Below are 21437 nucleotides of genomic sequence, written 5' to 3' on the forward strand. Positions count from 1 at the left end.
TCAATTCAAGCCGTAGGCGATGCGCATCAGGCTGATCGGGTGCGCCAGCTTCGCGGCGGGCAGCGCATTCACCGCCATGCCCTGCGCGATGTGGTGGCCGGCGAGCGCGCAGTCGGAGCTGATGTAGTCGGGTGCATCGTTCGCCATCGCCTTGAACACCGGCTTGCCGATTTTCATCGCGTTGGCATGGAACGCGGTCTTCACGCCGTAGGTGCCTGCATGGCCCGAGCAGCGCTCGACGGTGTTGAGCTGCACCGACACGGTCTGGCCGATCAGCTTGAAGACCTCCTCGGTCTTCCGGCCGATCTTCTGCACCCGGCCATGGCAGGGGATGTGGTAGCTCACCTTGCCCAGCGCGGCCTTGAAGTCGAGCTTCAGCAGACCGTCCTTGTGGCGCGCCATCAGGTACTCGAACGGGTCGAACATCGCCTCCTGCACCGCCGCGACGTCGGTGTCCCCGGGGAACATCAGCGGCAACTCCTGCTTGAACATCAGCGTGCAGGAGGGAATCGCCGACAGGATCGCGAATCCGTCGCGCGCGTACTTCGCGAGCACCGGGATGTTGGCGGCCTTGTGCTTCGCGACGCCGTCCAGGTCACCGAGCTCGAGCTTGGGCATGCCGCAGCAGCTCTCCTTCTCGACGATCGTGTAGGGGATGGCGTTGTGCTGCAGCAGCTTGATCAGGTCGAAGCCGATGCCAGGCTCGTTGTAGTTGACGTAGCAGGTCGAGAAGATCACGACCTTGCCTGGCGTGCGCTCGCCGTTGGTCACCGGGGCCGCCGCATCGCCCCGGTCCGCGCTCCAGCGGAAACGCTTCGTCGCCAGTTCCGGCAGCCAGGCGTCCGGGTGCACGTGCAGCGCGCTGTCGAGCACCTTGCGCACCGCCTTCGTCTTGTTCAACGCGTTGACCGCCTGCACGACCACCGGGATGCCGGCGAACTGGCCGTGGGTGTCGGTCGACGCCAGCAGCTTTTCGCCCGCACTGACCTCGCCGTTGCGGAACTTGATCGCCTTCGCGCGCAGCATGGTGTGCGGGAAGTCCAGGTTCCACGGGTGCGGCGGCACGTAAGGGCACTTGGTCATGTAGCAGAGGTCGCACAGGTAGCACTGGTCGACAACGCGCCAGAAGTCGCTCTTCGCGACGCCGTGAACCTCGCCGTCGGCCGTCCCGTCGACCAGGCCGAACAGCGTCGGAAACGACTGGCACAGGCTCACGCAGCGACGGCAACCGTGGCAGATGTCGAAGATGCGCGCCATCTCCGTCTCGCACGCCGTCTGCTCGTAGAACTCGGGGTTCTGCCAGTCGATCGGGTGGCGGGTCGGCGCCTCCAGGTTGCCCTCGCGATTGCTCATCCGGCGTGTCTCCAGGAAACGAGGCTGCAATGAACAAGGGGCGCGAAGCCCCTTGTGTATACGCGTTCCGGCGACCCGTCAGTCGACCAGCGCGTCGAGCGCCTTCTGGTAGCGGTTGGCGTGCGAGCGCTCGGCCTTCGCCAAGGTCTCGAACCAGTCGGCGATCTCGTCGAAGCCCTCGTCGCGCGCGCTCTTGGCCATGCCCGGGTACATGTCGGTGTACTCGTGCGTCTCACCGGCGACGGCGGCGGCCAGGTTCTGCCGGCTCGAGCCGATCGGCAGGCCGGTGGCCGGGTCGCCCACGGCCTCGAGGAACTCGAGGTGACCGTGCGCGTGGCCGGTCTCACCCTCGGCCGTCGAGCGGAACAGCGCCGCGACATCGTTCTGGCCCTCGATGTCCGCCTTGTTCGCGAAGTAGAGGTAGCGGCGGTTCGCCTGCGATTCGCCCGCGAAGGCGTCCTTCAGGTTCTGCTCGGTCTTCGATCCTTTCAAGCCCATGTCGGTCTCCTGGTGAATGATCTGCGTCGGCCGCCGCAGCGCCCGTGCTGCCGGCAGGCGGCAAAGTGCACGCTACCCCACCGCGCCCCATCTGCCAATACAAACCGCCAATGGGACTGCATTGATCGCCGCTATGCCGCGCGGCAACGTCGCCCTCTCCGGGCGATCTTTTTGCTAGACTACGCGGCGAAGTGGGGGGGTAGCTCAGCTGGGAGAGCGTCGCGTTCGCAATGCGAAGGTCGGGAGTTCGATCCTCCTCCTCTCCACCACTTTCCTCTTCAAGGCCTTGATTCTTAAGGCCTTTTTTCTTGCCGGTGCCGCACGTTCATCGAGGTGATCCAACTCGGTGATCCAAATCTTGCGTCGGCAATGAACCTTCAAGCTCCTCATCTGTTCAAGAGCCGGCACGGCATCTGGTATGCCCGAATCGTCGTACCAGGGCGCGTTCGCGCTCAGCATCCCGAGCTTCCGGCGGAGCTGAAACGCTCAACTCGGACGGCCGTTCGGAGGGTCGCCGAGGCGTTTTGCCGAAAATTCCTCCTAGACTTCTTTACCAAGTATTCCGATTTAAGGGACTTGGACATGAACGACTTTTTCGAACCCCCGCGCATAGCGCCGATGATGATCAGGTGTGATCCGACGAGCGGTCGTCTCACGCACCTAGAGACTCATCCCCACGATCCGCCGGAGACACTCAAGCTACTACATGCGCTCCTCGCTACGCTGCAGGCCGGCGTCACCTTGCCTTCGGCCACTATGCGTGATGCGGTCCTTGGCGGGACGTTGCCGCCGCCGGCACCGATCGACGGGATCGCGGCTGGTCGCTGGCTAAGCGACGTCATCGAGCATTACCTGAAAGAGGTCAAGCACAACAAGAACCTGAACTCAAACACGATCACGTACACATACGCACCTCCGCTGTCCGTGTTTAGAGAACTGATCAGTGTCGACAAGAAGATCAGCGATTTCGATCAAACGAGCCGCTGGGACATCCGGGTCGGAGACATCACTCCGGAGGCAATCGATCAGTTCGTTAGCACGTTCTGGGCGTTCCCTGATCGCCGCGGGCGCCGCAATCACGCGGATGCGCGGCAAATCCTCTCCGACGGCGGCGAGGCACAGAGCCGCAACAACGCACTTAAGAATTTCGGATACATCCTCCCGTTCTTGCAGTGGGCGACCAAGCGCGACGAGTTGCCCCGTCCTGTTGCTGCTCGCCTTGCGGCGGCGCTTGAAGACGCAAGGCCGGAGGGTCGCGGACGCGCTGAGATGCAAGCGCTCAGTCCAGACGACGAAGACGACGAGCACGTTCCCGGTTACGTCGCATTTACGCTCGACGAGTTAAATCGCCTTTTCGTCGGTCCAGCGTTCGTTGCCTACGCCGCGGGAAACGCGTCGAGGTACTGGATCGCTCTTTTAGGGCTCTATGCCGGGCTGCGGATTGGTGAAGCAGCTCAGCTTCGGGCGCGCGATTTCAAGGTGCTCGACGGAATTTGGTGTGTCGTCGTCACTTCATCGAAGTTGAACAAAAAGGGCCAGCGCGTCGATGCGGGGCCAGCGCAACGAGTGAAAACATTTGCCGGGCGTCGCATGCTGCCGCTCCATCCGGATTTGATCCGACTAGGGCTACTTGACTACGTTGCGGAACGAACGCAAATCGAGTCAGGTTGGATGTTCGATCTCCCGTGGTACCCCAAGTCTGGCTTCGGGCACTATCCAACTCGTGACTTTCCGCGTCTCACCAAAGGCGTAGCTGTGTACCAGCCCAAACGGAAGGTCTTTCACAGCTTCCGATCGACGATCTCTCAAGCGCTCGAAGGGAAAGGCCTGGAGGGCACGCTCATAGATCGCTTTCTTGGGCACAGCGTGCGTACGATTCGCGCTAGGTTCTACAACAAGAACAGCGAGGGTAGGACCCTCCCTTTGCGACTCGTGTACGAAGCGCTGTGTCGACTAGATTTTGGAATCGAGGTTGCGGAATGGGCCAAGGTTCGAACTGCGAAGCGCCAACATCTTCGCAAGCTGACCGATCAACGGGTTCCGCAAACTTAAGGCACGGGCCGCTGAGCATTCGAGATGCCACACAGAGCTCTCACTGATTCGGGATTCGCTAGCCGATCCTGGCTCTCGTAGCGGCGTTCATGCCGATCGCAGATAGGGCCGACTTGAGATGCGGGCACCAGAAGTACGACCGGACTGGCGTGCGGCGATGAACTACGGTTGAGTTCTGAGACTCCAATTCGCCGACGACCCACTTAGGCTGACGCCAGCAACTGTGCGATGTCCAAGTCAAGGGCGACAGCGAGCCTTTCGATGTTGTCGATCGAAACGTTACGCTCGGCTCGTTCGACGGAGCCCACAAAAGTTCTGTGAATGTGCGCTCGATCGGCCAGTTCTTCTTGCGAGATTCCGATCTTTGCGCGCTCCGCGCGGAGGCGCCTAGCAAGCCGCTGGCGTGCAGATTCGACCTCGTTTGCTTGTGGCTCCATAGCAACAGAGCTTCACGGGCCCAATCTTTTGCGTCTACAGCGTTTATGTAGACACTCTTTGCGTAGCTTTTGTTTTAGAATGGGTCTGCTTAGAAGGGCCCAACCATGGATGAACTGCCGATCCGGCTAGACGACGACTTGACGACATCGGAGCGGCTCGGCGTGCTGCTAAAAGCGTTTCGTAGCGGCTTCGTGCCAACGGATGAGCAGTTTCGGTCGCGAACAGATTTGGAGTATTTCGTGCTGCTTCTTACGCGGAGCGAAGCAGCGGGCTCACTCGGTATCCAGTTTCAAGCAGATCAGTGCGCGTGGTTTGCCGCCCGCGGCTACGATTTGGCATACGAGCGCGCGTGTGCAAAGCGGGTATGCATTGACCGGCAAGAGGATTGGGATTCGGACTACGAGAAGCGCCGTCCCAGGTTTGATTGTCGGTGCGGATTCGTAAACTATTGTTACCGAGGCTGCTGACCGGCTTGTCCCCCCGAGTAAGGGGCCTGAACTCGTCGAAACGTGAATTGGCTCACGACTGTGGTCGGAGCGGCCATTAGCCTGGCCTCAGGACTTCATCGAGATACCTGCGGCCGATCTGCAGCGATTGCGGTCTGTCGATCGAGTGGTCGTTCGGCAAGTGCTGCCCACTTACTTGACGTTCAAAAACCTTGCCGGACGTGGAATGACCGGCAGGTTTCAAGGCACAGCAGTCGTCGGTACCGACCACATGTGTTGAGCTTATCGACTCCAGCGCTTGAATGACCGCTGTTTTCCGAAGCCAACATTTGCTGTCGCCCATAGCGGTCAGACGGCTCGCTCTGAAGCTGCCTGAAGGCTTAGCCCGGGCGGGTCAAGTTGTGCATCCCCACAGCGGTCGTTGGCGGACTCAAACAACCGGCCACAAACGGCCGGTCGCCTCGCGCACCCGGGCGCAACCGCGTCGAGCGCATGAACGACAGGTTTCCGGCGCTGAGTCTGGGGCCGCCATCGGCTCGACCCGGCCAGATGCGGCCACCCGTCGACGACCGCTTTCGGGCAGCCGATGTCATACCGTCAGGTGAGCTCCTGACTTCGAGCACACCCAGGAATGTGCGATTAACAACTTGTGCCCTTCAACGGGCGCAAGGCTCGGCGCCCACAGGCTGGCCGGCAAGAACACGCTCACCCAGAACGATCACCAGCAGCGCTAGGCGAGGGCTCGCTGTGGCCAAGCGACGAATCACGGCTAAAGATCTTCGCGCACTTTCCGTAATGATTGCTGCGATTCACACGACCGAGACGCCTACCAGCCAAGGTTCGCGAACGGAGAACTTTGAAGAACGTGGGCGCGCAGTTTCGCGGCAAAACAGGCACCGTACGCCGGGAGCGTCGCGAGGCGAACACACGGAGATGTGCGCCCCTCGCGGCGCAGAAAAGCAGGTGAGATCTTCGACGGTCCGGCGGCGGCTCGTACACTTCGCCTGCTCATGCGAAAAACCAACTTGCCAGCGAGCCATCGTGGCCGTACCCCCGGCGCTCCCACCAGGAATACAGCGCCAGCATCGCTCAGCGACGAAGGCGCGGCGGCGCCCGGCGATTGGGGCTTGACGCTTAACGAGAAGGCCTACCAGCGCCTCGAGGAACTCATCGTCACGCTGCAGCTGGCGCCGGGCAGCGTGGTCTCGGAGGCAAGCCTCAGCGCACTCATCGGAATCGGCACGACACCGATTCGGGAAGCGTTACAGCGCCTGTCGCGCGAGCACCTCGTGCAGATTCTGCCGCGTCGCGGGGTCGTGGTCACCCAGATCGATCTTCGCCGGCAGCTGCTGGTGCTGGAGACGCGTCGCGAGCTGGACCGACTGATCGCCCGCCTTGCCGCGCGCCGGGCCACGGTCGCCGAGCGCCAGCGCATGGCGACGATTGCCCGGCAAATGGCCAGGGCCGTGAAGGCCGGCGCGGTGGCCGATTTCCTGCAGTGCGATGCCGAAATGAATGCGATGGCGGCGCACGCGGCCCGCAACGAGATCGCCGCCCAGTCTGTCGCCGCGCTGCACGCGGTCTCGCGGCGCTTCTGGTTCTTCCACCAGGCGGTGTGGCCCGGCACGGAACGCACGATGCAGCTCCATGTGAGCCTGGCCGAGGCGCTCGCCTCCGGCGTCGAAGCTGCGGCGGTAGCGGCCAGCGACGCCCTGATCGACGACCTGGACAGCTTCTCGCGCAGCACGGTCGCGCCGTGACGCCGATCGACCCTGTGACGAGCGGGGAGGATTGTTCTGGAACTTGACTGGCATGCCAGTGCTGTGCCATAGTTCCGGCGTCATTCAAGGCAACCATCCATGCAACTCTCAACCGACCAACTCGCGCGCTACCGCCGCGACGGCTTCATCGTCCTGCCCGAACTGCTGGCGCCGGCGGAAGTCGCGGCCATGAAGGCCGAACTCCAGCGGCTGCAAGGCATCGACACCGACCACCTCGTGCGCGAACGTGTCGGCGGCGTGGCCAAGACGATCTACCGCGTCCACGAGGCGGACGGGCCAACCGCCTCACCGCCGTTCCACGCCGCCGCGCGCGCCCCTCGGCTGCTCGCCCCGGCCCGGCAACTGCTCGGCGACGAGTCGCTCTACGTCTACCACACCAAATGCAACCTGAAGACCGCCATCGATGGCTCGGTGTGGGCTTGGCACCAGGACTACGGGACGTGGCGGCGCGACGGCGTGCCCGAGGCGAACCTGACGACCGCGCTCCTCATGCTCGACGAGCCTACCGAGATCGGCGGCTGCCTCTACTTCATTCCGGGCTCGCACCGGGTCGGCAACCTCGAACCCGAGTTCGACGAAAGCACCGGCTACAAGTTCTTCGTCGTGCCCAAGCCGACGCTGCTCGAGATCATGCAGCGCAGCGCCGAGCCGGTCCCGATCGTCGGCAAGCCGGGTACGGTGGTCTTCTTCCATCCCAATCTCCTCCATGCCTCGGGCCACAATCTCAGCCGGCACGACCGTTGGCAGGTCTATATCGTCTACAACACTGTCGCGAACAAGCCCGAGGCCGTGCCTGCACCGCGGCCCGACTACGTGCGCTCGACGAACGTAGCGCCCCTGCAGATGGGCAGCGACAAGATCACCACTCAACCTGCACGGGAGACGGCATGACGATCCCGTCGTCCGACGCCATCGCGCACTATCGCGAGACCGGCTACCTCGAACTGCGCAACGTCGTCGAGTCAACGGCGCTGCAGCGCCTGATCGCGACGACCGATCGGCTGCGAGAGGCCGGGCGCGGGCTCGTGGCCGGGACCCGGCACTACGACCTGGAGCCGGGGCACAGCCCGGATGCGCCGCGCATCCGCCGCATCGCCAGCCCGACCGAGCTCGACGAGGTCTACGTCGAGCTTGCCTTCGGCGAGGTGCTTGGCGGCATTGCCGCTGCCTTGATCGGCGGTCCGGTGAAGTTCTATCACTCGAAGATCAACTTCAAGCTTCCGCACGGCGGGGCCGAGATCGGCTGGCATCAGGACTGGTCGGTGTTCCCGCACACCAACACCAACCTGGTGGCCATCAGCCTGCCGTTGAACCCGTCGCGGCGCTTGAACGGCTGCTTGCGCACGATTCCCGGCACGCACCGGCAAGGCCCGCGCAGCCACTGGGACGGCGGTCGCTACCTGCTGAACTGCAACGCGCAGACGACTCCGGAGGAGGTCTCCCGCGCCGTCGACAGCGAGCTCGATCCGGGTGACATCGTGGCCCATCACGGACTCGTGGTGCACGGCTCCGCGCCCAACCGGTCGGAGACGATGCGAACGACGTGGATCATCCAGTACGCCGCGGCCGACGCCTTCGCCTACACCGCGCCGGTGATCGACAGCATCCATCGCAACCGCATGGTGCATGGTGAGCCATCGCGCTTCGCCCGCGTCGAGGCTGGTTCCATCGAATTGCCGCCCGACTTCTCGGCCGGGTACTCCGGCATCTACACACTGCAGGACGCGCCAGCGGCGAGTTGAACGCACGCGCGCATCGGGCCACTGCCGCCAGCGCCAGTCGAATCGCCGGCACGTATTGACCCTATTGGCCGAATCCGCTTGAACGCTATGCCGCAAGACACCATTCACCTAGAGCCCGACGCTTCGTCGCGGTGTCTTCCGCCGTAAAGATATTCCAGGGGCGCTTCGGCCGTGTGGCGCTGCTGGACATGGACGCACTCCGGTCGGCCATGCCCATCACCACTGCCACATCCTGATCTAGGCGGGTGGGGCCGACGGTGCGGTCAGCGTGCGCGGCGAGCGCGCGCCATTGGCCGACGACTCGGCCGTGCTCGTCAACGCCTGGGAACACCATGCCTACGAGTACCCGGCCCCGCAGGGCCAGCGCACGCTGGTTCTGGCGCTCTACATCGAGCCCGGCTGGCTGGCCGATCTGCAGCGTTCGCTGGCGCTCTCGGGGCACCCAGGCTTTTTTCCGCAATCCTGCGTCCGCATCTCGCCGGCCACGCGCAAGATCACCTAGGAGTTTGTGCTCGAGCTGTGGTGGGCCGACGAGGTGTCGCCGGCGCGTATCGAAGACCTGCTATTCAAACCATCGCCACCGGCGGCTTGCTGCGCAGCAGGCTGTCCAGGTCACGCCAGCCCCAATAGCTCTGAGGCTGGGCAAGCCGACGGCCGTTGCGGTGGGTGGAGTGGCGCGATGTCAGCTTTGCAGCTGTCAATATGTTGACCCGACCAGCAGCAATGGGTCGAGGCCGTCAGCTCACGAAGGGCTGCTTGCTCGTAGCTCACCGGCAACGACAGCTCTGCGGCGGTAATCCTGGCGCGGCGACCGTCGAGGGTCGACCCAAAGCGGGCAGTCACCAGCCAGAACAACGGTCATTCTGGAGAACGCCTCTCTCCATCGAACACTCAAGGAGCTGCCCCAGATGCGACCTTGGGAATCGACGCCACGCGCAGAAGGACGTGCTGAAGTGTCGCCGCAGAACATGCTCTGGCGCGGCGACCTGGCATGACGGGTTCGCCCTCAAGTTTCCTTGCGCAGATTAAAATAGCCCTTGAGCGTTGCCATCACCAACGGCAGCGCGCCGAACACGATGAAGACAACGTCGCCCGGCATGCGCAGCCACTCGATCAGGTGCGATCGTTCGCTGGCTATGTAGTCCAGGCTGCGCGCGTGCCAATACCCGTTCTCGAGCACATCCCAGACCTGCAGCAGGCCACCCGGGAACAGGCTCAGGGTCACCATCAACGCCAGCCCGACATTCGTGCCCCAGAACGCGCAGCGCACGTATTTTTCGATGGCAGGCCAATGCGCGTCGCTGCTCGTTTGCCGAAGCACGAACACCATCAGTGCGATCGCCAGCATGCCAAACACGCCCATCATCGCGGCATGCCCGTGGTTCGGCGTCAGCAAGGTGCCGACCTCGTAGTAGCTGACGATCGGCAGGTTGATCAGGAAACCGAAGATGCCCGCGCCGACGAAGTTCCAGAAGCCCACCGCCATCAGGAAGTAGAAGGTCCATTTGTGCGGGATGACCATCTGCTTGCCCGCAGCATCACGGTCGCCGCGCGTGGTACGCACGAAGTCCCACGCGTCGAGCGTCAGCAAGGTCAGCGGCACCACCTCGAGCGCCGAGAACAGCGCCGACAGCGCCATGTTGACGTTGGTCTGACCGGTGAAGTACCAGTGATGCCCCGTGCCCATCAGCCCGCCGAGAAAGTACAGGATCGCGTCGAGGTAGATCACGCGCAGCGCGACGTTGCGGCGGGTCAGGCCGAGTTGGTAGAACGTCAGCGCCACGATCGTGGTCGCGAAGAACTCGAAGAAGCCTTCGACCCACAGATGGATGATCCAGAAGCGCCAGGTGTCGACCACCGTGTAGTTGGTCTTCGCGCCGAAGAACATTGCCGGGATGTAGAACACCGGGATCGCGAGCGCCGCCACCAGGAACATCCTGACGATCGGCTGCGAGGCGCGGTCGGCCAGGGCGCGCGGACGAACCAGCGACCACAGCAGCGCGAACCAGACGAACAGCCCCACGACCAGCAGCACTTGCCAGACACGCCCGAGTTCAAGGTATTCCCAACCCTGGTTGCCGAGCCAGAACCACCATGACCCGAGCAGTTGCGCAATGCCCGCCCACTCGCCCAGCAGGCTGCCGAAGATGACCACCGCGAACGCTGCGAAGAGAACGTGCGTCCAACCCGCGAGCCAACTCGGCTCGTCGGTTCGCAGCGAGCGGCCGAGGAACAGTGCGGCGGCCACGTAAGCGGTCGCGATCCAGAAGATCGCCAACTGCAGATGCCAGGTGCGCATCAAGTTGCTGGGGAAGATGCGTTCGAGCTGAAAGCCGTAGAAGCTGCCCGGATCGGCGCGGTAGTGGGCGACCGCGCCGCCGACCAGCGCCTGAGCCAGCAGCAGCACTGCAACGACCACGAAGAACTTCACGAGTGCCTGTTGCCCACGGCTGGCCCGCCCCGGCAACATCTGCGGCTTGACGTTGTGGCCGCGCGTGATCCAGCCCAGGTAGTCGAACTTGCCGAAAGCCAGCAGCACGGTCGATATTCCTCCGAGCAGCACCATCAGGCTGAGCGCGCTCCACAGCAGCGCACCCGAGATGGGCACGTTGCCGACGCTCGGGTCGTAGGGAAAGTTGTTGGTGTAGGAGTGCGCTTCGCCAGGCCTGGCGGCCACGGAGGCCCAGGCGGCCCAGGTCACGAAAGCTGTGAATTGCCGAAGCTCGACCGGATCGGTGATCAGGTCGGCCTTCAGACCCCCGTTGCGCGCCGGGTCGTGAAAGTAGGCGGCCCAGTGTGCGATGTCGGCGTTGAACGCCTTCGCTTGCGCGCCACTGAACTGCAGCGTCCCGGTGGACTCGTCGTAGCGATTCTTCTTCAGCGACACAATCGCCTCTGCCTGAACGGCGGCGGCCTGGCTTTCGTTCAACGCTGCGAAAGCCTGGTGATACTGCTCGCTCGAGATGCTTTCTGCGACGACCATCCCCATCCGATGCAGTGCGGTGGCGGAGAAATCGGGCCCGAGGTACGCGCCGTGGCCCCAGATGCTGCCGTTGGCCATCAGGCCGTAGCGCAGGAACACCGCCTGCCCTTCGCCGACATCTTCTGCGCTGAACAGCGCGACGCCTTGCGGGTCCACGGTCCGCGCCGGAATCGGCGGCGCATTGCGATAAGAAAGCGTGGTGATCAGGATCAACCCCGCAAAACCGAGCACCATCACGATCGCCACGGCCCGCAGCCACCACGGTGACAGTGGGCCGTCGTCTTCTGCGACCGGTTGCGCAGCCACGTGCTGCGTCGACGGCGCGGTGTTCACAGTGCCTCCTTCAGCATGGTCAGACGGATGCTCTCGATCGCCCGCGACGGCGCAAGCCCCTTGGGGCAGACCTCCGTGCAATTCATGATCGAGCGGCAGCGGAACAAGCGGTAGACGTCGTTCAGGTCATCGAGCCGCTCGTGCGTGGCACGGTCGCGGCTGTCGGCGATGAAGCGGTCTGCCTGCAAGAGGCCGGCCGGCCCCACGAATTTTTCGGGGTTCCACCACGACGACGGGCACTGGCTGGTGCAGCAACCGCACAGGATGCACTCGTACAGGCCGTTCAGTCGCTCGCGTTCTTGCGGCGACTGCAAGCGCTCTTTCTCGGGCGGCGGTTCGTTGTTTATCAGATAGGGCTTGATGGAGTGGTACTGCGCATAGAAGCGGGACATGTCGACAACGAGATCGCGGATCACCGGATAAATCGGCAGCGGGCGCAGCACCACCGGCTCCTTCAGATCCCAGACCCGGGTGATGCAGGCCAGGCCGTTGCGTCCGTTGATGTTGATCGCGTCAGAGCCACAAACGCCCTCACGGCACGACTTGCGGATCGTCAGCGTGTTGTCCTGTGCCTTGATCCGCAGAATCACGTCCAGCAGCATTCGGTCGCCGTCGTTGAGAGGTTCGTCGAAGTCCTGCATGTAGGGCTTGCGGTCTTGCTCCGGGTCGAAGCGATAGATGGAAAACTTCATGCGAGCCTTTCAGGGCGATCGAAGGTGTCGCGGGCGAAGTTCACCTGCGTTCACCCGTGAGCGAGAAACAGAATCCGAAAGGCGAGTGCGGCCACAGCGACCAGCGTTGCGGCAATCAGCGCCAGAACGGCAACGCGTGCGGCGAGCGGGGCAACGTAGTCGAGCGTGACGTCACGCAGGCCGACCCAGGCGTGCGCCAGGAGCGCTGCGATGAACACGCCGGACGCCGCGCTGACACCGATGTGGCCCACCCAGTTCCGCCAGGCGTCGTACGAATGCGGCGGCTCGACCAGAAGGTGAACCAGCACGAACACGGTGAAGCCCAGCATGAAGACCGCGCTCAGGCGCTGCACCAGCCACGCCGGCAGGCCACCGAGAGGCCTTCTCACAGCACGACCCATGCTGCCAGCAACGCCATCACGACGCCGCCCACGTTCACGCCCCAGGCACTGCGGCGCGCGCTGGCGAGGTGAGAACCGAAACCGATGTCCATCAGCAAATGCCGCACACCCGCGAACTGGTGTTGCGACAGCGCCCAGACAAAGAAGATCAACGCCGCCTTGAACCAGCAGGTGCCAGCGATCTGGATCAGGTGAGCGAACGACTGCGCGCTGGCCAGCGACAGGTGCAAAGCATAGAAGCCGAAGGGGATGCCGAGCGCCAGCACGATGCCAGTGAGGCGATGCGTGATCGAGGTGAGCGCGCCCACCGGCATCTGAATCTGCGTCAAGTTGAAGAAGACCGGTCGCTGCGGGTGGCGCGGCGTCATGAGGAGCCTCCCCTAGGGCCGAGCGAAGCGACTTGCTGCTTCAGGGCGGGCAGCAGGTCTTGTTCGAACCACGGGTTGCGCTGGAACCATGGCGTGTTGCGCGCGCTGGGGTGCGGCAGCGGCAGGTACTCCGGCGCGAACTCGCGCCACGAGGTGACGGTTTCCGTGAGCGTTCTCTTGCGGCGACGACCCAGAAAGTGGCGCTGCGCGTGCAGGCCAATCAACAACGTGAGTTCGATGCGCGGCAAGCGGGCGAGCAACCGATCGAGCCACAGGTCGGCACACTCGCGCCGTGGGGGCAGGTCGCCCCCGTGGCCGCGGCCGGGGTAGCAAAAACCCATCGGAACGATCGCGACCTCCGATGCGTCGTAGAAGCGAACCGTGTCGAGACCGGTCCAGTTTCGCAGGCGATCGCCGCTGGCGTCGTCCCATGGAACCCCGGAGTTGTGCACACGAACGCCAGGGGCCTGACCCACGACGAGGATGCGCGCGGATGCCTCTGCCTGCAGCACTGGGCGCGGCCCCAAGGGCAGATGCGCTTCGCACGCACGACAGCTTCGCACTTCGGTCAGCAGGCCTGCGAGGTCTTGATGCGCCGTGATGGCGAGGGCGCTTCGGCACGTCGCGTTTTTCATGCACCTTTCCCCACGCCTTCGGGAACGAGCGCTGCGTTGTCCACGTCGGGCGGTGGGTACGTCACGTGCAATCCTTCGACCCGGGCGAACGAGGTGAGCGCGTGCGGCTTGCGTCCGTGCGCGCTGATGATGTCCTCCACCCGCAAGCCCCGAACGAGAAGCGCGTCGGCGATCATCGATCGGTGGCAACGCCAGGGCACCGCCTCGGCGCACATTAGCGTGCAACGCCGACTGCGCGCAAGCGCCACCACCTGATCGACGCTGGAGGCGAACTCCGGCGTCTGCATGTAGTCGGCATAACCTTTGAACGACGCGTTGTGCCACCCGCCGTTCGGCGAATTGGCGAGTGCATGGCGCAGGCCGCCCAGACCGGGGATGTGCACGTATTCGATGCCGGCGGCAGGAAGCTCGTCGCGGAGCGCGTCGAGATTGAATTGCGGGTTGTGACGCGACTTCGGGACGGTTCGCACATCGATCACGCTGGCCACTTCGTTCGACCAGAGCAGCCCGATGAAATCTTCGATCGGACGATTCGAATGGCCGATGGTGCAGATCATGAGGTCAGGCATCGCGCCGCCACCGCACCCACAACCGGACAACGATGCTCATGGCGTTAAGCGCCATGAAGCAGCAACGTGACCAGAACGGATGAATCCTCGAGCGCCCGCAGCGCGTGAGGAATACCGCCCGCCAGGCATTTGAGGTCGCCCGCCCGCATCACGTCGTGCGTCGTGCCGATGGAAAACTCGACGCTTCCTTCCAGGCACTGAACCGTCAATTCGCCGACAACCTGGTGCTCGGGTATCTGCTTGCCGGCGAGCAGGACGAGGCGAAACACCTCGAGGTGTTGCGTCTTGTACAGCGTCGCGGTACTGGCGCTCGTTATGGCGCCGGCCAGCGGGCGAACGTCGATCATCTCGCCCGAAAGCGCATGGTGAATGGCCACTTGTCGAATCTCCCGGAACAAGTTTCGCGAGGCCCCGGCGGGGCGTCTGTGCGCGAACGAACCCATGCTGCTCTCTTGACAGGAAAAGGACAAGCTATAAGATATATATTTTGTATATCTTAAAAAATCATGTCACGAGCAGACCTCTGCGATGAAGACGATGTTGCGCGACTCGTCCACGGCTTTTATGCAAAGGTTCGGCAGGATGCGGTCTTGGGGCCGTTCTTCGACGCGCATGTGGCCGACTGGGATCACCACTTGGAGAAGATGGTCGACTTCTGGTCGTCGACCCTGCGTGGAACGGGGCGCTACCGAGGAACGCCGATGCCCAGGCACGCGGCGCTGCCCGGCCTCGATGTGCGCATGTTCGAACGCTGGCTCTCTCTGTTCCGTGAAACGACGCTGTCACTCGGCAACCCCGGCTTGCGCGCGCGTGCCGACGACCTGGCAGCGCGCATTGCACAAAGCCTTTGGTACGGCTACCAGATGAATGACGCGCCTGATCGCATCCCGCAGGAGCACTTGTTTGCCTGAACTGCATGTGATCGCCGAGCCACGGCCTGCATCGCGCGCACGCCCTGCGCTAGGCGCGCTTCTTCAGATGGGGTTTCGCCCTCTGTACCTCGCAGGCTCAGGCTGGGCCGCACTGTCGATCGCCATCTGGGTCTTTGCGCCCGCGTTTGCGCAGGGCGTGATGCAGGGTGTCTCTTGGCACGCGCACGAAATGTTGTGGGGCTTCATCACCACCATCGCGGTCGGCTTCCTTCTGACGGCTGGCGCCACCTGGACCGGCATCAACCCCTTGCATGGCCGACCTCTGGGTCTACTGTGCTGCCTGTGGATGCTCGCTCGTCTGGGGTTTCTGTTACCCGGTCGACTCATCTTCATGGCTGCAGCGGTGTGCGAACTCGCCTGCTTCGCGTTGGCTGGCGCGGCCATGCTGCGGGTGGTAGTCAAGACCCGGAACCTGCGCAACTACGGTGTGCCGTGGCTCTTGTTCGCGCTGGGGGTTCTGGATGGCCTGTACCTGATCGCAGTCGGTGGCGGGGACGCAGTGCCGACGCGATTCTTCGAGGCCGCGCTCTTGTGCATGGCCATCATCGCGCTGCTGGTCGGGCGCCGTGTAATCCCGTTCTTTGCCATGCGCGCCCTGCCCGGTCTCGAGCTGCCGATGCACACGCGCAGCGGTCATTGGCAGATTGCCGCAGCGGCGATCGCGATCGGCTTCGTGCTTTCTGGCCACGGGCAATGGGCAGTCGTTCCGTTGACGTTGGCGGCCACCATCGGCTTGGCCCAGGTGCTGGCCTGGCGGCCCTGGGCGGCGCGGCAGAAACCAATCCTCTGGATCCTCCACGCCGGTTACGCCCTCCTGAATGTGGGCCTGCTGCTGGCAGCGGTCCGCGCATCCGGCCAGCCACTGCGCGCGGCCTGGCCGATTCACCTGATAGCGATGGGTGGCCTGTCGGTTCTGATCATCGGCATGATCACGCGCACCGCGCTCGGCCACCTGGGGCGACCGTTGCTGATCGATCGCTGGATGCTCGCGAGTTTCTCGCTCATGCTTGCAGCCGTGGTGCTTCGACTCCTGGCACTGCTCCCGTTCTCGGTGCACGGTTTGCTCGAAGGCGCAGCGGTATGCTGGATCGCTGCCTTTTCGATCTACATCGAGCGGTTTGCTTCGCTGATGATCCGGCCGCGTGCCGATGCGTCGAAGAGTTGAATGCGGGCGAGCAACAGGGCCGACATGTCCACAGCAAGCTATGACAAGACGCGGAGCGGGATCAGGATGCACACTCCCGACCCCGGCGGGCCGCGAATCGCGGCATCACAAGAGGTGAATTGATGGACAGTGCAATCATGAGTCTGCTCGGCGCTTTCGTGCTGTCGATCATCGGCCTGTTCGTCTTCGTGTGGTCGCTGCGCCAGGGCCTTCTGGTCGAGAACCCCGTCGCCGCCTCCGTCATTTTTGCCCCTGGCGAGCTCGGCAAGGTCGACGATCCGGCGCTCACCGAGAAGGCGCAGCGTTCGATGCAGGGCGCAGTCGGCGCACGCGATGCCCCGATCCCAGCGGTCGACGCGGTCGATGTGGCGACCATCGAAGCGCGGGTCGCCTCGGATCAGTCGTCCGCCTTCCCGGTGTTCATGTTCATCGCGTTCGCCTGCATGTGGTTGCTGTTGGGTTCGACCGCCGGCTTGGTCTCGTCGATCAAGCTGCATGCGCCCGACTGGCTGGTGAGCGAAGCCTGGATGACCTTCGGCCGAATGCGCAGCGTGCACCTCACCGCGGTGCTGTACGGCTGGATCACGAACGCTGCGCTCGGCATGATTCTCTGGGTGCTGCCCCGCCTGCTGGGCACGCGCCTGCTCGGGGGCATCTGGGCCATGCTCGGCGGCGCGTTGATCAACACCGGCATCGCCGGCGGCATCGGCGCGATCGGCACCGGCTGGAGCGACGGCATGGAGTACCTCGAGATTCCGTGGCAGTTCGCGATCTTCATCTTCGTCGGCTTTGTGCTCGTGATCCTGCCGGTGCTGTTCACGCTGGTGAACCGCAAGGTCGAGCACCTGTACGTCAGCGTGTGGTACATGGTCGCGGCGCTGCTCTGGATCGCGCTGCTCTTCCTGGTCGGCAAGCTGCCCGGCGTGCACACGGGCGTGCAGCAGGCCACCACCAACTGGTGGTACGGCCACAACGTGCTGGGCCTGTGGTTCACGCCTGTCAGCGTCGGCGCGATCTACTACTTTTTGCCCAAGATCATCGGGCGCCCGGTCAGCTCCTACAACCTGTCGATACTCGGTTTCTGGACGCTCGCGTTCTTCTACGGGCAAGTCGGCGGCCACCACCTGATCGGCGGCCCGGTGCCCGGTTGGCTGACCACGCTGTCGATTGTGCAGAGCGTGATGATGATCATTCCGGTCATCGCCTTCAGCATCAACATGGGCGGCACGCTGCGCGGCCGCATGCACCTTGCGCGCTACTCACCGACCTTGCGCTTCATGATGTTCGGCGGCCTGATGTACATGGCGTCGTCGCTTCAAGGCACGCTCGAATCGCTGCGCAGCGTGAACCAGGTGACTCACTTCACGCACTTCACGGTCGCGCACGCGCATCTAGGCGCCTACGGCTTTGTGACGATGGTGCTGTTCGGGGCGATCTATTTCATGATGCCTCGGGTGCTCAACTGGGAGTGGCCGTACCCGAGGCTGATCACGCTGCAGTTCTGGCTCGCGGCGATCGGCATCGTCGTCTATTTCATCGGGCTCTCGATCGGGGGCTGGCTGCAGGGCGAGGCGATGCTCGACGCGAAGCGGCCCTTCATGGAGTCGGTCACGCTGATGGCGCCCTATCTGGTGTCGCGTTCGGTGGGCGGTTCGTTGATGTTGCTCAGCCACCTGATCTTCGTCTTCCACTTCCTGGCCATGGCCTTGCGCTTCGGGCCGACGCGCACCAGCGCTGCGCTGTTCTGGCAACAGGGTTTGCAGGAGCGCGCCAATGGATAACGAAGTCAAGCTCGCCGCTGGCGCGATGGTGGCGCTCAGCCTGGCCACCGCAGCGCTGGTGGTGATGCCGTATATCCAGGTGCGCGACGTCAAGCCGCTGCCCGGCCTCAAGACCTACACCAGCGAGCAGCTGCGCGGGCGCAACGTGTACGTCGCCAACGGCTGCGTCTACTGTCACACGCAGCAGCCTCGCGATCGCAACTTCGGCCCCGACTTTGAACGCGGCTGGGGTCGTGCTTCCGTGCCGGCCGACTATGTGTACGACCGGCCTCACTTGCTCGGCAGCATGCGCACCGGACCCGACCTGTTCAACATCGGCGCGCGCCAGCCGAGCAAGGACTGGCACCTCGGCCACCTGTACCAGCCGCGCGCGTATGTGCCGGGGTCGATCATGCCGTCCTACCCGTACCTCTTCTACGTGAAGGCCGCGGCGGAAGAAGGCGAGCAGGTGCTGAACCTGCCACCCGGCTACGCGCCGCCGGGGAAGGTGGTGGTCGCGACGCCGGACGCGCTCGACCTGGTCAAGTACCTGCAGGGACTCGACCACACCTACCCGGTGCTGCCGGCCGAGCCCAAGCCCTGACGCCGATTCAACGCGAGGCCGCCACCATGTCTAACGAAGCCGACCCCGGCCACCGCGCGCAGCAGCGCGAGACCACGGAGCCGTCCGAACGCAGCCAGCCGATCCCGTTGATCGTCGCGGCGATCACGCTCGCGGTCGTGGTGACCGGCGTCCTGTACATCCTGCTGTCGTCGCCCTTCGGGCCACCCGAACTCGGCGACCGGCGCACCCTAGCAGATTTGCGACCAGCGGTCGCCCGGCCCGGCCAGGGCGCCGATGGGCAGCAGGTGTTCAACGCCAACTGCGTCGCCTGCCACCAGGCCACCGGCAAAGGCCTGCCCGGCGTGTTCCCGCCCCTCGAAGGCTCGGAATGGGTCAACGGGGACACGCGCGTCCTCGCCAACATCGTGCTGCATGGCATCAACGGCGAGATCAGCGTAGCGGGGCAGACCTACAAGGGCGCGATGCCGGCGTTCGCTCAGCTCGGCGACTCCGAACTGGCCGCCGTGCTGACGCATATTCGCAGCGCGTGGTCCAACAAGTCCGCGGCGATCAAGCCCGATCTGATCGCGACCGAGCGCAAGGCCAACTCGCGGACGACGCCCTTCGCAGGTGGCGAGGAATTGAAGGCGCTGGCCGACAAGAAGCCCTGACCATGCGGCTCACCACGATGTCGGACTACGCGCTCCGCCTGCTGATGTATGCGGCGCAGCAGCCGCACCGGCTCTGCACCATCGCCGAGGTCGCGCAGGCCTACGCGATCTCCGAAACGCATCTGATGAAGGTCACGCACCAGCTCGCGCTCGGCGGCTGGCTCGTCACCGTTCGCGGCAAGGGCGGTGGGCTGCGCCTGGCACGACGACCTGAAGAGATCAACCTGGGTGCCGTGGTGCGCGGCATCGAGCCCGATTTCTTTTTGGTCGAATGCTTCGCAAGCGACAGCGCGTGCACGCTAACGGGCCAGTGCCGACTTACCGGCGTACTCCGGGGCGCGTTGCAGGGCTTCATGGCCGGGCTGGACCGGCACACGCTTGCCGACATCCTGCCGCTGCCCCGGGTGCCCGAGAAGCGCGGGGCGGGCAAGCGCTCGACGACCGTGCGCCTGCGCGTGGCCTGATGCTGCGCACGGCGCTGGCTACACTGGCGCTGGCAGTGCTTGGCTGGTGGTGTGCAGCCTCGATCACGCACGACTTCCAGGTGTGGACCGCAGAGGGCGCGCGCCGCCTCACCGTGATCGAGCACCCCGTCGCTGCGCCGGGGGTCGCGCTTGCCGGTCCGGGATTGAACGACACCGACCTGCACACCTGGCTGGCGGGTACCGGTCGGGCCACCATCGTCGACTTCGTCTACACGCGATGCCCGACGATCTGCACGACGCTGGGCAGCGGCTTCCAGCAACTTCAGCAGTCCCTCGCGAAGAGTCCGACCGATGGCGTAAAGCTGCTGTCGATCAGCTTCGACCCGACCCATGACGATGCACCGAGCCTGCAACGCTACGCGGCGCAGTGGCGCACCGACCCGAACCGCTGGGCGGTCGCAACGGTCCGCGACGCCGATCAGCTGCAACGCCTGCTGACGGCATTTCAGGTCGTGGTGATTGACGACGGGAGGAGGGGCTACGAACACAACGCGGCACTTCTCGTCATCGACGGGAACGGGCGACTCGTGCGGATCTTCGACGACACCGAACTCGAACTTGCGCTGAACTACGCCCGCTCGATCGCGCAACGAGAGGCACACGAATGACATCGATGCATCGCGCCGGTTCACGCAGCGACATTTGGAGAACTGCCGCCGCATTGCTCCTGCTGCTCATGCTCGTGCCGCCCCTGAGAAGGACGATCGAGTCCAGCATGACAACGCACATGCTGATCCAGTATCCGTGTCTGATGCTAGTGGGTGCCTTGTTGGTCGAGGGGCTGCCGACGCGCTGGCTTTCCCGCGCAGACCGCTGGAACGAAATGGGCGTGGCGGGTCTTTTCGGAAGCGCTCTTGTACTGGCGGTGCTGATGGTCCCGCGCGTCCTGGATCTGGCGCTCGTCAGTGAGCACGTCGAGGCCGCGAAACTGATCGCGTTGCTCGCCGGCGGTGCTGCCCTGAGACTGTCCTGGCAATCCGCAGGCGTGGTGGTGCAGGCGTTCTTCCTGGGCAATGTGCTGGCGATGACGGCCGTGGTGGGTATCCTGTACCAGGATGCCGCCGTCCGCGTGTGCAACGCCTATCGGCTCGACGACCAGCAGAACCTCGGCGTCGCCTTGGTCTGGATCGCGATCGGGATCGCGGTGATCTGGTCGCTGCAAACCGCTTGGCGACGTCGAATGGCCGGGCATTCCCAAAGAAGTCGCGCGACCTGATTCCATGGGTGTCCAGGCGCATCCGTTCAACCAACTTTTATTGCATTCAAGTTTTATTGAAAGTCGCTTTACCTCACCATGCCGGCCGGCGAACATGGTGGCGAGGGCCGCGTGCCGTGGCCCATGCGAGGAAACCCATCATGGCGACGAATGGCGGTCACGGATCGACGAATTGGCAACTACGTATTCAAGAGCAGCTTGAGACTTTAGACGCGGATTGGGCGCAGGAACGATCTGATAATTCCAATACCGCCCCAGGGCATCACGAGCAGCTGGACCCAGGCACGCCGGCTGCCCGGCGGGCCATCCGGCTCGAAGCACAGGTTGCCGTCGGGGTGTGCGGCATTTAGGT

General features: G+C 64.0%; 24 protein-coding genes and 1 tRNA gene. 15 read left to right on the plus strand and 10 right to left on the minus strand.

Annotation, left to right across the window (positions count from 1 at the left end):
* On the minus strand, window positions 1–1353 hold the full coding sequence (locus ACWH49_RS02835; RefSeq protein ID WP_448170072.1) for a (Fe-S)-binding protein: 1353 nt from the start codon (window positions 1351–1353) through the stop codon (window positions 1–3).
* Window positions 1354–1431: 78 nt separating this feature from the next.
* Window positions 1432–1851, minus strand: a complete 420-nt coding sequence (locus ACWH49_RS02840) for a rubrerythrin family protein (RefSeq protein WP_056464529.1) — start codon at window positions 1849–1851, stop codon at window positions 1432–1434.
* Window positions 1852–2044: 193 nt separating this feature from the next.
* Between ACWH49_RS02840 and ACWH49_RS02845 the strand changes: the two genes are divergently transcribed.
* Both ACWH49_RS02845 and ACWH49_RS02850 read left to right on the plus strand, forming a co-directional pair.
* Window positions 2045–2120: transfer RNA gene (locus ACWH49_RS02845), tRNA-Ala, on the plus strand.
* A 313-nt stretch (window positions 2121–2433) separates the two neighbouring features.
* A complete protein-coding gene (locus tag ACWH49_RS02850; RefSeq protein WP_448170073.1) occupies window positions 2434–3903 on the plus strand; it encodes a site-specific integrase in 1470 nt (489 codons plus the stop codon).
* A gap of 203 nt (window positions 3904–4106) precedes the next feature.
* Here ACWH49_RS02850 and ACWH49_RS02855 read toward each other — a convergent pair whose 3' ends face one another.
* The gene (locus ACWH49_RS02855) at window positions 4107–4340 is read right to left on the minus strand and encodes a helix-turn-helix domain-containing protein (protein WP_448170074.1); all 234 of its coding nucleotides are present in this window, start codon (window positions 4338–4340) and stop codon (window positions 4107–4109) included.
* 105 nt (window positions 4341–4445) lie between these two features.
* On the opposite strand from ACWH49_RS02855, the gene ACWH49_RS02860 reads away from it, so the two are divergent.
* The 5 genes from ACWH49_RS02860 (at window position 4446) to ACWH49_RS02880 (ending at window position 8812) form a co-directional block, all read left to right on the plus strand.
* A complete protein-coding gene (locus ACWH49_RS02860) occupies window positions 4446–4808 on the plus strand; it encodes a hypothetical protein (RefSeq protein WP_448170075.1) in 363 nt (120 codons plus the stop codon).
* 1106 nt (window positions 4809–5914) lie between these two features.
* Entirely contained in the window at window positions 5915–6547 is a 633-nt protein-coding gene (locus ACWH49_RS02865) for a GntR family transcriptional regulator (RefSeq protein WP_051511947.1), read from the plus strand.
* 99 nt (window positions 6548–6646) lie between these two features.
* Window positions 6647–7459 carry a phytanoyl-CoA dioxygenase family protein gene (locus ACWH49_RS02870; protein ID WP_193781570.1) on the plus strand — a complete coding sequence of 271 codons (813 nt, stop codon included), beginning with the start codon at window positions 6647–6649 and terminating at the stop codon, window positions 7457–7459.
* A complete protein-coding gene (locus ACWH49_RS02875) occupies window positions 7456–8310 on the plus strand; it encodes a phytanoyl-CoA dioxygenase family protein (RefSeq protein ID WP_193781571.1) in 855 nt (284 codons plus the stop codon). Before ACWH49_RS02870 ends, ACWH49_RS02875 begins: the two co-directional genes overlap by 4 nt.
* 289 nt (window positions 8311–8599) lie before the next feature.
* On the plus strand, window positions 8600–8812 hold the full coding sequence (locus tag ACWH49_RS02880) for a hypothetical protein (protein ID WP_251710453.1): 213 nt from the start codon (window positions 8600–8602) through the stop codon (window positions 8810–8812).
* 504 nt (window positions 8813–9316) lie between these two features.
* Here the strand turns inward: ACWH49_RS02880 and ACWH49_RS02885 are convergent.
* The 7 genes from ACWH49_RS02885 to ACWH49_RS02915 are packed head-to-tail and all read right to left on the minus strand — an operon-like array spanning window position 9317 to window position 14668.
* Complete coding sequence (locus tag ACWH49_RS02885) at window positions 9317–11626, minus strand: nitric-oxide reductase large subunit (protein WP_448170076.1); 2310 nt, start codon at window positions 11624–11626, stop codon at window positions 9317–9319.
* Window positions 11623–12318: a succinate dehydrogenase iron-sulfur subunit gene (locus ACWH49_RS02890; protein ID WP_448170077.1), complete on the minus strand. Its 696-nt coding sequence runs from the start codon at window positions 12316–12318 to the stop codon at window positions 11623–11625. Before ACWH49_RS02890 ends, ACWH49_RS02885 begins: the two co-directional genes overlap by 4 nt.
* A gap of 50 nt (window positions 12319–12368) precedes the next feature.
* Window positions 12369–12719, minus strand: a complete 351-nt coding sequence (gene sdhD / locus ACWH49_RS02895; RefSeq protein ID WP_448170078.1) for a succinate dehydrogenase, hydrophobic membrane anchor protein — start codon at window positions 12717–12719, stop codon at window positions 12369–12371.
* The gene (gene sdhC / locus ACWH49_RS02900; RefSeq protein WP_448170079.1) at window positions 12704–13087 is read right to left on the minus strand and encodes a succinate dehydrogenase, cytochrome b556 subunit; all 384 of its coding nucleotides are present in this window, start codon (window positions 13085–13087) and stop codon (window positions 12704–12706) included. The genes sdhD and sdhC overlap by 16 nt, the downstream gene beginning before the upstream one ends.
* Window positions 13084–13722: a uracil-DNA glycosylase family protein gene (locus ACWH49_RS02905; protein ID WP_448170080.1), complete on the minus strand. Its 639-nt coding sequence runs from the start codon at window positions 13720–13722 to the stop codon at window positions 13084–13086. The genes sdhC and ACWH49_RS02905 overlap by 4 nt, the downstream gene beginning before the upstream one ends.
* Window positions 13719–14291 (minus strand): DUF488 domain-containing protein, encoded by a 573-nt coding sequence (locus ACWH49_RS02910; RefSeq protein WP_448170081.1) that lies wholly within the window; start codon window positions 14289–14291, stop codon window positions 13719–13721. The genes ACWH49_RS02905 and ACWH49_RS02910 overlap by 4 nt, the downstream gene beginning before the upstream one ends.
* Before the next feature lie 44 nt (window positions 14292–14335).
* Entirely contained in the window at window positions 14336–14668 is a 333-nt protein-coding gene (locus ACWH49_RS02915; protein ID WP_448170082.1) for a cupin domain-containing protein, read from the minus strand.
* Window positions 14669–14797: 129 nt separating this feature from the next.
* On the opposite strand from ACWH49_RS02915, the gene ACWH49_RS02920 reads away from it, so the two are divergent.
* The 8 genes from ACWH49_RS02920 (at window position 14798) to ACWH49_RS02955 (ending at window position 21085) form a co-directional block, all read left to right on the plus strand.
* Window positions 14798–15202: a group III truncated hemoglobin gene (locus ACWH49_RS02920; RefSeq protein ID WP_448170083.1), complete on the plus strand. Its 405-nt coding sequence runs from the start codon at window positions 14798–14800 to the stop codon at window positions 15200–15202.
* A complete protein-coding gene (locus ACWH49_RS02925; protein WP_448170084.1) occupies window positions 15195–16388 on the plus strand; it encodes an NnrS family protein in 1194 nt (397 codons plus the stop codon). Before ACWH49_RS02920 ends, ACWH49_RS02925 begins: the two co-directional genes overlap by 8 nt.
* A gap of 122 nt (window positions 16389–16510) precedes the next feature.
* On the plus strand, window positions 16511–18169 hold the full coding sequence (locus tag ACWH49_RS02930) for a cbb3-type cytochrome c oxidase subunit I (protein WP_448170085.1): 1659 nt from the start codon (window positions 16511–16513) through the stop codon (window positions 18167–18169).
* Window positions 18162–18752 (plus strand): cbb3-type cytochrome c oxidase subunit II, encoded by a 591-nt coding sequence (locus tag ACWH49_RS02935; RefSeq protein ID WP_448170086.1) that lies wholly within the window; start codon window positions 18162–18164, stop codon window positions 18750–18752. The genes ACWH49_RS02930 and ACWH49_RS02935 overlap by 8 nt, the downstream gene beginning before the upstream one ends.
* 26 nt (window positions 18753–18778) lie before the next feature.
* Window positions 18779–19384 (plus strand): c-type cytochrome, encoded by a 606-nt coding sequence (locus tag ACWH49_RS02940; protein ID WP_448170087.1) that lies wholly within the window; start codon window positions 18779–18781, stop codon window positions 19382–19384.
* A gap of 2 nt (window positions 19385–19386) precedes the next feature.
* On the plus strand, window positions 19387–19848 hold the full coding sequence (locus tag ACWH49_RS02945; RefSeq protein ID WP_448170088.1) for an RrF2 family transcriptional regulator: 462 nt from the start codon (window positions 19387–19389) through the stop codon (window positions 19846–19848).
* The gene (locus ACWH49_RS02950; protein WP_448170089.1) at window positions 19848–20477 is read left to right on the plus strand and encodes an SCO family protein; all 630 of its coding nucleotides are present in this window, start codon (window positions 19848–19850) and stop codon (window positions 20475–20477) included. Before ACWH49_RS02945 ends, ACWH49_RS02950 begins: the two co-directional genes overlap by 1 nt.
* Window positions 20474–21085 carry a hypothetical protein gene (locus tag ACWH49_RS02955; RefSeq protein ID WP_448170090.1) on the plus strand — a complete coding sequence of 204 codons (612 nt, stop codon included), beginning with the start codon at window positions 20474–20476 and terminating at the stop codon, window positions 21083–21085. The genes ACWH49_RS02950 and ACWH49_RS02955 overlap by 4 nt, the downstream gene beginning before the upstream one ends.
* The last annotated feature ends 352 nt before the right edge of the window (window positions 21086–21437 follow it).

This window comes from Rhizobacter fulvus (assembly GCF_964020785.1).